We start from the raw sequence: 11305 nt of genomic DNA, 5'->3' as shown, positions 1-11305 counted from the left end.
GAAGAAGAAACGGACGAACTTGTTCGAGATGCTCGCCAAATCGCAACACCGGGTGTCCAAGGCGAGCGAACCATCAAGACCCGTGTCTACAGTTCCAACGGTCAAGAAGTTGACCGCCAAGAGTTGTCCAATGAGGAAACTCTCACTCCAGTAACACAAATTGTTAAAGTTGGTACAGCTAAACCACATATGGTACCGAACGATGCGCCAAAAGCAGATGTTTTGCCAGAGTATCCGCTGACTTACACAGACGAAACCCGCGTAGAGAAAATAAACTTCACAATTCGAGAAGAAGAAACGGACGAACTTGTTCGAGATGCCCGTCAAATTGCCACTCCAGGTGTTCAAGGCGAACGAACGATTAAGACCCGAGTTTACAGCTCCAACGGCCAAGAAGTTGACCGCCAGGAGTTGTCCAACGAGGAAACTCTAGCTCCAGTAACGCAAGTTGTTAAAGTTGGTACGGCTAAGCCAAGCATGGTACCGAACGATGCGCCAAAAGTAGAAGCTTTAGAAGAGTTCGATTTAATTCCACTGCATAATCTATTAACAGAAGCAGATCAGATTAAAGCTCAGGCCCGTTATTTCAATGATAGTCAGAGTCATCAATCTAGCTATGATACTGCTTTGACGGCGGGGCAAGCGCTTCTGAGTCAATCACATGCTAGCCAAGCAGAAGTCAATCAACTGGTGGGACAAATCAATCAAGCCAAGGCTCAGTTAAGCGGTCTTGAGGTTGTTAAAACAGCTCTTCAAAACGAGTACGATTTAAATCCAACTGTTAAAACAAGTGCTAAATATAAAAATGCGGATTCAGATAAGCAGACAGCTTATACTGACGAATTGACCAAGGCAGAAGGAGTTCTGAATAATCAAACTGCCACTCAAGTGCAGGTCAACCAAGCTTTTGCTAGCCTGACAGCAGCCAAAGAAGCTCTAAATGGAGTTCCTAAAGTCAAGCCGACAGTTTCCATTCTAAGTTTGACAGAAAATGCAGATGACAAGTCAGTGACTGTCCAATATAGATTAGAAGACCAGACCCAGTCCTTCCGTTCAGCAACTGCTGAATTATACCAGGGGGATCAGCTTGTTCGCACTCTTCCGATTACCAATTTCGCAGGAAGTCTGAAGATTGGCGACTTAGACTACTACACAGGCTATACCCTGAAAACTAAACTGACTTATGAACTGGATAATGGCAGCTTCGCAGACCTTGAAACGGACAGCCGCAATTTTGAATTGGAATACAAGAAGATTGCCTTCCGAGATATTGATTCGGCAGAGTTTTACAGAAAAGAAAACGACCAGTTTAAGCGCGTCGTGTCCATGAGCTCTATGCCTACGGATCTGTCTACCTACTTCGTCAAAGTCAAATCAAGTGAATCTAAGGAAATGCTCCTGCCGGTTCACAGCATAGCGGAAAGCCATAAGGATGGCAGGGATGTCTATAAGGTGACCGTTTCTCTGCCTGAGCTGGTCCAAGAAGGTGAGACAGGCTATAAGTCTGGCTATGACTTCTATATCAGCAAGGCAGTCCCTAGCCAGCAAAATGTCTACACTAGCTTTGCTGGTTTGATAGACGCTATGAAGCAAAATATGGCTGGCAACTATGTTCTGGGGGCTGATTTGGATGCTAGCGAAGTTAGTCTGGCACCTGCGGATTATGTCTACCTCAAAGGGAACTTCACAGGCAGTCTGACAGGTAACCATAATGGCAAGCAGTATGCGATTTATAATCTGGCCAAGCCTTTATTTGAAAACCTCAAGAGTGGTTCCTCTATTTCTAATCTGGATTTGAAAGAGGTCAATATTGTAGGCACCTATGACTCAGCTGCCCTGGCCCGTAATTCAGAAAATGCTCGAATCACAGATGTTTCAGTTCAAGGTAGAGTAGAAGTAAAAGACAATGCTTCTCAGGTGGCAGGTCTGGTCGTTATTGCTAACAATACTCAAATCACCAATAGTTCCTTTACTGGAACTATCGTGTCAAATGACAAACAGGGCAAAGAATACAATGTCGGTGGTTTGGTTGCCAATCTTAAGGGAGGAAACTCCTTGATTAGCCAAAGCAGGGCAGATGTGACCATTCTAGCAGGCGCTAGAGCCAACAACCAACGCTTCGGCGGTCTGGTTGGCCGTTTAGAAAACAATGCCCGCATCAGCCGTTCTTATGTAGCTGGAAAGATTCAAAACTCTACTAAGAACGGTCAGATTGGCGGAGTGGTTGGCTCCAATTACTTCAATGGCTTGATCGATAATGTCATCAGCAATGTCAGCGGCACAAATGTTTACAGTATTTCTGGCGATCAGGGATATGAGAACAACCGTATCACAGAAGCTTATGCCGTTGAAGGAAATACAACACTGGACAATGATAAGTTTGTCACATCAACACTGACTCTGAACGAGGCAGAAGAGAAGCTAGCTAGCTTAGACATTACGACCACGCTGGAAGACACGAATCTCAACCTTTATTCTGTCAACTATGCCCAGGAAAAGAATGCCCGAGAAGACCGTCTGATAGCTTATGCTAACATGGAAAAGATCCTTCCATTCTACAATAAGGAGACCATCGTTGCTTATGGAAATAAACTTCCAGATAATCACAAGCTCAATACGGAGTACTTGCTGGATGTTGTTCCGATGAAGGGCGACCAGATTATCACTGATATCAATAGCAACAAGACTGGGATTAACCGTCTGATGCTACACTTTGAGGATAATACGGTTGAATATCTGGATCTGACCTATAAGGGAGATTTCAAATATAAGGCCATTGCAGAGTACAGTGTAAACGGCTTAGACCTCCTTTATACTCCAGAAGCCTTCCTATCAGACTATAGCAGAATTCTCAATCAAGTGCTGCCGGAGTTGAACAAGGTTGTCCTTGACTCACCAACTATGCGAACTGTTTTAGGCGTGAATACTGATACTTCTCTGGATGATCTCTATCTGGATACAGCCTTTGACCAAGTCAAGACCAAGCTGTCAGAAGAGTTGCGCAAAGTTCTGGCTATGGACAAGTCCATCAATACTGAAGGCAATGTCGTGGCTGACTATGTAGCCCAGAAGATTACAGCCAATAAGGAAGCATTCCTGCTTGGTCTGACCTATCTCAACCGTTGGTATAATATCAACTATGACAATATCAATGTCAAGGATTTGTCAGCCTATAAGTTTGACTTCTTTGGAAATCATAATGCTTCAACGCTGGATACCATCATTTCACTAGGTCAGTCTGGCTTTAATAATCTTAAAGCCAAGAACAACTACATGGCTTATGATTCATCTCTCTCTGAAGCGACTGGTAAACGAGGGCTCTTCAATTATCTTGAAGGCTATCGTCAACTCTTCCTGCCATATAAGACCAATAATGAATGGCTCAAGACCAATACAAAAGCCTACATCGTTGAGGCTAAGTCGGATGTGGCAGAGGCTAGACAACTTCAGGATGCTGCTGAGGGCAAGAGCAAGTACTCTGTTGGCGTTTATGATAAGATTACTGCAGATAATTGGGAACACAAGGGCATGCTACTGCCGCTCTTGACCATGACTGAGAAGGGAGTCTATGCTATCTCCAATATGTCCACCATCTCCATGGGAGCTTATGATCGCTATCGCCTTGATGCCAATGGCAGGGTTCGGACAGATGCAGAGCTAGCTGAATATGTCGAAGACCGAGTGAGAAAAACAGCTGAATACCAGCGAGATCACTATGACTTCTGGTATAAGATTCTAAGCGATGAAAGCAAGGACAAGCTCTTCCGTTCTGTTCTGGTTTACGATGGATTCTCATTGGTTGACAAGGATGGTAAAAGATATTGGGCTCCAGCTAATGACAAAAAATCACTGGCTATGCAGGAGTTCTTCGGACCAGCTGGCAAGTGGTACCCAAGCAAGGGCTACAATGCCTATGCTACAGGAAGTGTAACCCACTTTGATGCTGCTCGCTTGTTAGAAGACTATGGAAACTCTGTCTATACGCATGAGATGACCCATAATTCTGACGGTGGTATCTACTTTGAAGGTTATGGTCGTCGTGAGGGCTTGGGTGCGGAACTCTATGCTCGCGGACTCTTGCAATCTTCGCCGAGCGCAGATGAACCAACTATTACGCTCAATACTCTCTTCAAGGTGGACAAGGATTCTAAGACACGTATGCATACCTATAATTTCAAGGAACGTGTTCAAAATGAAGCAGACCTGCAACACTATGTCCATGGTATGTTTGACATGATCTACACCTTGGACTATCTAGAAGGTACTTCTATGCTGAAGCAGAGTGATGCTGCCAAGTTACAGTGGTTCAGGAAGATGGAGAATTACTATATTACAGATAAGTATGGCAAGGAGACCCACGCTGGTAACCAGACGCGAAGCTTCACTGCTGAAGAAATCAAGCAGCTGAAGACCTTTGATTCCCTGATTGAAAATGATGTGATCACTCGTCGAGAGAACAAGGAAAGTGGGAAATATGGTCGAAATGGCTACCTCAGTCTCAGCCTCTTCTCACCGATTTACTCAGCCTTGAGCAATCCAAATGGAGCACCAGGTGACGTTATGTTCCGTCGCACAGCCTATGAATTACTGGCAGCCAAAGGCTACCATGACGGATTTGTCCCTTATGTTTCTGGTCAGTACTCTCAGGAAGCCTTTGATGAAGGGAAGAAAACGTGGGATGGATGGTCTGGAAGAGATGTTGGTCTCGTGACGGATCAGAAAGTCTTGGAAAATGTATTCAAAGGCGAATATGATTCCTGGGTAGCCTTCAAGAAAGCTATGTACCAAGAGCGGATTGATCAGCTGACCAAGCTCAAACCAATCACCATTGAGTACGAGCTTAAAAATCCAAGCAGTACCAAGAAAGTAACCATTCGTTCTTATGAAGAGATGCAGAAGCTGATGGACGCAGCTGTAGCAGAGGATGTGCTCAACATTACCAATGCTACCAGCCGTGTCGAAGCTAGCTGGGTCAACCTGCTCAAGAAGAAGATATATAATGCTTATCTTCGTGAGACAGACGACTTCAGACAATCAATCTTTAATAAGTAATCATTTTAATACTAGCTAAGGAAACTTAGCTAGTATTTTTTTTACATTTTCCTTGATTTTTGAATTAGGATATGGTTAAATATTTTAAAGAAACAATTGTTGCGCAACAAATGTATCAGAAAGGAATGTTATGCCTCCAAAAAACAAATTCACCAAAGAAGAAATCATTGAAGCTTGCTTAGATCTTGTTCGAGAAGAGGGGAAGTCGGCTGTCACAGCACGCGCTGTTGCTGCTAGATTGAAGTCTTCACCTAAGGTCATTTTTGGTCTATTTGATAGCATGGAAGAGCTTAACAAGGCCATTGTTATTGCTGCTGAGGAAACCTTTGTCAGACAAGTTGAAGTTGCTTTGCAGGAAGAAAAAGCCTTTCGAGCTGTGGGAATAGCTTATATCAGATTTGCAGCAGAGGAGCCCCAGCTTTTTCAATTGATTTTTATGAATGAGCCTGAACGTGCTATTCATCAATTTTCTGAGTTCTTACCAATCAAAGATTACAGTTATGAAAAAATGATTTTGTCTATTCAAGAGGAATATGGACTTTCAAGACAGCTATCAGAGCAACTTTATCAGCATCTATTTATTTATTCACATGGCATTGCCAGTATGACTGCTGCAGGAATCTATCGTTTTTCAGCAGCAGAACTAACTGCCATGCTGACACAAGTTTTCACAGCTCTTATAAAGGAATTATTAGGAGGAAATCATGATTGAACTAAAGGGAGTAAGAAAGTCCTATGGAGCCAATGAAGTTTTAAAAGGTATCGATTTACGGATAGAAAAGCAAGATTATTTAGTGATTTTGGGAGCTTCTGGATCGGGCAAGTCAACCTTACTAAACATTCTTTCAGGCCTTGAAAAACCAGATCAGGGGGATGTTTTATATAATGGGGAAAATATTGCGTCTTTGAGCGAAAGCAAGCTGACAAAGTTTCGTAAGGATCACATCGCTTTTATTTTCCAGCAATATTATTTATTACAAGAGTTGACGGTGGAGCAAAACGTTAAAATGGGAGCTCATCTTGCAAAGAATCAGGATTATCTTTCAATTATTGAAGCCATGGGTTTAAAAGAAAAACTCCATCAATATCCTAGTGAACTATCGGGTGGAGAGCAACAACGCGTAGCGATTGCTAGAGCCTTGGCCAAGAAGCCCAAAGTACTTTTTCTTGATGAGCCTACAGGAGCTCTCGATGAGGCGACAGGTCGCCAGATTCTATCCTACATTGCTCAAATGAAAAAAGAGCTTGGATTTACCCTAGTGATGGTTACTCATAATGAACATATTGCCCAGCTGGCAAATACTGTGGTGAGGGTGAATAGTGGGCAAATTCAGGACATTACGGTCAATGAAGAGCCAAAGAGCGTAGAAGAGATTGGGTGGTAGATTATGGTAATCAGTATCAAAAATTTACGGAAATTATCTGTTGTCTCCATTATCAGCTTTTGTGCAGTTTTGGTCTCGACTTTATTTGTCAATTTTTACCTTGATCTTCAATCTATTGAGGTTGAGAAATTATCTCTACCAGCCAAGGCTTATTACGATGCACAAGTTCTCATTGCTAAATTTGTCTCCTTAGTAAGTGGTGGAGTGCTTTCTCTCTTAGCTGTTCTTCTCTTATTCTTTTATATCAAGCAGTTTATTGATGATCATAAGGAAGAGTTAGGGATTCTCAAAGCTCTTGGCTACCAAAATGTTGAATTAGCCAAGCATTTCTGGATTTTTAGTTGTTCAGTTTGTCTAGGAGCCTTGCTTGGGTTTGCTTCATCATTCTTCTTTATGAAGGACTTTTATGATTTGCGCAATCAAAAAGATCTATTGCCTAACATTGAAATTCATTTTCATTGGCAATTGTTCCTCGCTATGGTCATCTTGCCGTTTTTTCTATTTGCCTTCTTAGGAATTGGCTATGCTTTGATAAAATTGAAGCAGCCAAGCCTTTATTTGCTGAAGAGATTAGAGTTGGCACAAGTAAAGCAAAAACATCGCACGACTAAAGCAAATAAACCTTTTTTGAAAGAGTTGGGGGCTGTTCATTTTTATAAAAGGAAATTATTGATTTTCTTTGTCGTCTTTGCAGCATTTTCTTTTGCAGCCATGATGCAGCTTTCCCTAGGAATGAAAGACTTTATAGATGGTACCATTCAAGTTATGATGATGGGAATAGGCATTCTTTTGTCACTTTCGATTTTGCTCCTTTGTCTAGGAACTGTCGTCCAAGAAAACAAAGCCAGTTTGGCTTTTATGAAGGCTTTTGGCTATAGCAAAAAAGAATGTAGTCTCGTTATTTTTGCTCGTTATCGAGTGGTTGCTTACCTTGGTTTTGTCTTAGGGACGGTATATCAGTATACCCTGATGAAGATACTACTCAAAGTCATTGTAAAGAATGTTCAGGGTGTGCCCGATTATTCATTTGATGTTCAGCTTTGCTTAATCGCCTTCTTAGTCTTTGTAATCTTATATGAATTGCTCCTTGCCTACTATGTCAAAACTATTGAAGGCTTGACCTTAAAAGAAGTCATGCTAGCTGAATAATATAAATAATCTAGCTTTTACACTGATAAACCCATCTGTAAAAGCTATTTTTGTGCTATAATGATAAAAAAATATGAGGAGATTAAAATGAATCAAACTGTTCAATATTTACAAGAATTAACGGCGATTCCTTCCCCAACAGGCTTTACGGCTGAGGTGGCTGACTATCTGGTAAAAACTTTGGAAGGATTGGGCTATGAGCCTATCCGGACTAATAAAGGTGGCGTCCATGTTGTGGTTAAGGGTGAAAATGATGCCCAACATCGGGTAGTGACTGCTCATGTGGATACACTGGGGGCTATTGTTCGGGCTATTAAGTCTGACGGTCGTCTCAAGCTGGATCGGATTGGCGGTTTCCCTTGGAACATGATTGAAGGAGAAAACTGTCTGGTCCATGTGGCTAGCAGTGGCAAGACTGTCAATGGGACTATCTTAGTTCACCAAACTTCCTGCCATGTCTATAAGGATGCTGGGACGGTTGAACGTACCCAGGACAATATGGAAGTCCGCTTGGATGAAAAGGTGACAAGTGAGAAAGAAACGCGAGATTTAGGAATCGAAGTCGGTGATTTTATTTCTTTTGATCCTCGTACCACAGTTACCGAGTCAGGCTTTATCAAGTCTCGCTTTCTGGATGACAAGGTCAGCGCAGCTATTTTGCTCAATCTTTTGCGCGTTTATAAGGAGGAAAATATTCAGCTGCCAGTGACGACTCATTTTGCTTTCAGTGTCTTTGAAGAGGTTGGTCATGGGGCTAACTCCAGCCTTCCTGAGCAAGCGGTAGAGTATTTGGCGGTTGATATGGGGGCTATGGGTGACGACCAGCAGACAGATGAGTATACGGTTTCTATCTGTGTCAAGGATGCTTCCGGCCCTTATCACTATGGCTTCCGCCAGCATTTGGTAAATTTGGCCAAGGATCAGGACATTCCTTACAAGCTGGACATCTATCCATTTTATGGATCAGACGCCTCTGCAGCTATGAGCGCAGGAGCAGAAGTCAAGCATGCTCTTTTAGGCGCTGGTATCGAATCCAGCCACTCTTATGAGCGGACTCATATTGACTCGGTTGAAGCGACAGAGCGCATGGTCGATGCTTATTTGAAAAGCGAGTTAGTAAGATAGGCAAAAGCAGAGTTCTATGCTAAAGTTTCTAAAATATCTTTCAAGCTTACTTCTATTCATTCTAGTTCTTGCGTTTTTATACCATCAATATAGTCTGAACAAAGAGAAAAAGTTCCTCACCTCTAGTATCGGTCAGCGAGTAGAGGTAGACGGAAAGCGAATGAGTGTCTATGTGGCTGGAAATGGACCGAAAACACTGGTCTTTCTCTCGGGTAGTGGGACAAGTTCACCTATTCTTGATTTCAAATCCCTGTATTCCAAACTTGTAAAGGACTATCGAGTAGTTGTGGTAGAGAAGTTTGGATATGGCTTTAGCGATGATTGGTCTAATCATCGTGATTTGGATACTATTCTAAGTCAAACAAGGAAAGCTTTACAGAAGGCTGATGTCAAAGGGCCATATGTTCTCCTTCCGCATTCTATGTCGGGATTAGAAGCTATGCATTGGTCTGCTTCTTACCCTAAGGAAGTTGAAGCGATTATTGGTTTAGATATGTCCCTTCCTCAAGCATTCGATAAGTATAGAGCCAATCGGCTTCTATATAAGACTTTGCAATTTGCTGCTAACTTGGGCCTGAGTCGCTGGTTTTATTCTCCCGATAAAGAGATCCGTTCCCTGTCTAATGGTTCTTTGAATCCAAAGGAAAAGTCAATTTATAAAGCTTTATTCTATCGATATCCCTTGTCTAATGCCGTAATAAAGGAAGCAGAAGAAGTAAAAAGTAATGCAAAACTTGTAAAGCAAGACAAAGTCCCTGCCATTCCTTATTTACTATTTGTATCCAATGGTCAAGGGACAGGTTTTGCTAGAAAAGACTGGCAAGATATGTCGAAAGACTTTGCTAAAGATCATAAAAATGTTCAGCTAAAGAGTTTTGATGTTCCGCACTATATTCATAGTTATATTCCTGATGAGCTTACTAAGGAAATAAGAAAATTTTTGAAGTAAGTTCTGAAAAGGATATCTAGGAGATTTAATAAAAAACAGCAGGTTAAACAACTTGCTGTTTTTCTAATATTTATTATTTAAAAAAATTTTAATATAAATTTGTAGCTTGATGGGTTATAATAGATAATACACTCTAGGAATGAGATACAGAGATAGGATAGGTTTATGAGAAAACATAATAAAAAAAGAATTAATATAAAGAAACTGCTTTTCTTTAGCTTACTTAGTTTTACAGTGGTTCTTGCCCTCTTTTTTGGAGTTAAGAGAATTTACTCATATTTTCAAGATAAGGAGTACCAGGAGAAGATTGAAGCCTTAATTTCCAAGGAAGAGAAAAAATACGCTTCAAATACTGAGAAGAAGAGTAGACAAGAGGGGAGCCACTATATTGAAACTTTCTATCCATTGAGAGATGGTCAAGTCAATACGACCGTCAAAGAAATGATGGATGCTGACAGTCAAACCATCAAGAATAACCAGAAAAAAGATAGTAAGATTGATCAATTGACTTTCTATTATTCAGAAGAAAAAGATACCAGTCTAACTGATGTAAAAGAAGTTTTGGTTCATCGAAAGGACTATCAAGCTAAAAACAGGAAAATTAGTCCTGCTGAAACTCGTCAAATAGCTTGGAGCTATCTAGGTTCAGATGGCAATCGTTTCACCTTAGATAAGGTCTTTCAGGATGCAGAAGTTGCAAAAGAAGTCCTCCTAAGTGAAATATCTAGCCAACTCACCTTTAGACAGATAGATGAGACGGCTCAGACAGAAGTTCTTAACAGTTTGTCCTCGAGTGACTTAAGCCAGTGGAATTTCCAGTATGAGAATAGTCATTTTTCTATTAGCTTACCTAGGGAAATTCAAGGCTTGACTAGTATAGATGTCCCCTTATCCAGCCTTTATAATCAAATCAACCCTTCTTTTCTTAAAGGAGCAGACTTGGAAGCATATCAGAATTATGAATCTAAAAGACATGAAAAAATGGTTGCTCTGACTTTTGATGACGGACCGGATGCTAAAACAACACCACAAGCGTTGGATATCCTAAAGAAATACGGTGTTAAGGCTACTTTCTTTATGTTAGGTCAAAATGTAGTAAGCAATCCAGACATTGTCAAGAGAGTAAAAAATGAAGGCCATCAAATTGGAATACATACATGGGATCATCCTGTTTTAACTAAACTGCCTATGGAAACAGTCAAAAAAGAAATTTTCGATACCCAGACGGCTATATATAATGTTGTAGGAATCAAGCCAACGATTACGAGACCACCTTATGGAGCAATTAATTCTACGATTCAAAATGCGATTGACCAATCCTTTATCATGTGGAATGTGGATAGTCTAGATTGGAAGACACGCAATACTAAAGCCATTATGCAGGAGGTTGCCAAGACCCAACCAGGCTCTATCATCCTCATGCATGATATACATCAGACCAGTATTGATGCCCTTCCGAGTGTCATCCAATATCTGCAAAATAATGGCTACACTCTGGTGACAGTCGATGAGTTGCTAGAGGGTCAGTTAGAGCCACATCGTATCTATTATGGTAGAGACTAAGACAGTTCTTGGGTTTAGATTTTTGAAATCATTGTTGGTAATGAGTAAAAGCAAAAAGCTTTGGAAACATTAGATTTCCAAA

General features: G+C 41.2%; 7 protein-coding genes. All 7 read left to right on the top strand.

Annotated features, from left to right (window positions below; all coding sequences use genetic code 11):
* A partial coding sequence (locus HMPREF2780_RS00325) for a ZmpA/ZmpB/ZmpC family metallo-endopeptidase (protein WP_105025956.1) occupies window positions 1–5052 on the top strand: 5052 nt, incomplete at its 5' end.
* 130 nt (window positions 5053–5182) lie between these two features.
* Window positions 5183–5764: a TetR/AcrR family transcriptional regulator gene (locus HMPREF2780_RS00320; protein WP_061585290.1), complete on the top strand. Its 582-nt coding sequence runs from the start codon at window positions 5183–5185 to the stop codon at window positions 5762–5764.
* Window positions 5757–6437 (top strand): ABC transporter ATP-binding protein, encoded by a 681-nt coding sequence (locus tag HMPREF2780_RS00315; RefSeq protein ID WP_105025955.1) that lies wholly within the window; start codon window positions 5757–5759, stop codon window positions 6435–6437. The genes HMPREF2780_RS00320 and HMPREF2780_RS00315 overlap by 8 nt, the downstream gene beginning before the upstream one ends.
* A 3-nt stretch (window positions 6438–6440) precedes the next feature.
* A complete protein-coding gene (locus tag HMPREF2780_RS00310) occupies window positions 6441–7586 on the top strand; it encodes an FtsX-like permease family protein (protein ID WP_105025954.1) in 1146 nt (381 codons plus the stop codon).
* 87 nt (window positions 7587–7673) lie between these two features.
* Window positions 7674–8711 carry a M42 family metallopeptidase gene (locus tag HMPREF2780_RS00305; protein ID WP_061603199.1) on the top strand — a complete coding sequence of 346 codons (1038 nt, stop codon included), beginning with the start codon at window positions 7674–7676 and terminating at the stop codon, window positions 8709–8711.
* A gap of 16 nt (window positions 8712–8727) precedes the next feature.
* Entirely contained in the window at window positions 8728–9660 is a 933-nt protein-coding gene (locus HMPREF2780_RS00300; RefSeq protein ID WP_060553721.1) for an alpha/beta fold hydrolase, read from the top strand.
* Window positions 9661–9825: 165 nt separating this feature from the next.
* Window positions 9826–11223 (top strand): polysaccharide deacetylase family protein, encoded by a 1398-nt coding sequence (locus HMPREF2780_RS00295; protein ID WP_105025953.1) that lies wholly within the window; start codon window positions 9826–9828, stop codon window positions 11221–11223.
* The last annotated feature ends 82 nt before the right edge of the window (window positions 11224–11305 follow it).

The sequence above is a fragment of the Streptococcus sp. HMSC062B01 genome (assembly GCF_001811085.1).
Taxonomy (GTDB): Bacteria; Bacillota; Bacilli; order Lactobacillales; family Streptococcaceae; genus Streptococcus; species Streptococcus gordonii.
Note: the sequence above shows the minus strand (reverse complement) of the source record. Positions and strands in the feature narration are given on the sequence as shown.

Bases quoted from the DNA above. Each gene is read 5' to 3' on its own strand.
- HMPREF2780_RS00320 (WP_061585290.1), top strand. From the start codon at position 5,183: ATGCCTCCAAAAAACAAATTCACCAAAGAAGAAATCATTGAAGCTTGC.
- HMPREF2780_RS00315 (WP_105025955.1), top strand. From the start codon at position 5,757: ATGATTGAACTAAAGGGAGTAAGAAAGTCCTATGGAGCCAATGAAGTT.
- HMPREF2780_RS00310 (WP_105025954.1), top strand. From the start codon at position 6,441: ATGGTAATCAGTATCAAAAATTTACGGAAATTATCTGTTGTCTCCATT.
- HMPREF2780_RS00305 (WP_061603199.1), top strand. From the start codon at position 7,674: ATGAATCAAACTGTTCAATATTTACAAGAATTAACGGCGATTCCTTCC.
- HMPREF2780_RS00300 (WP_060553721.1), top strand. From the start codon at position 8,728: ATGCTAAAGTTTCTAAAATATCTTTCAAGCTTACTTCTATTCATTCTA.
- HMPREF2780_RS00295 (WP_105025953.1), top strand. From the start codon at position 9,826: ATGAGAAAACATAATAAAAAAAGAATTAATATAAAGAAACTGCTTTTC.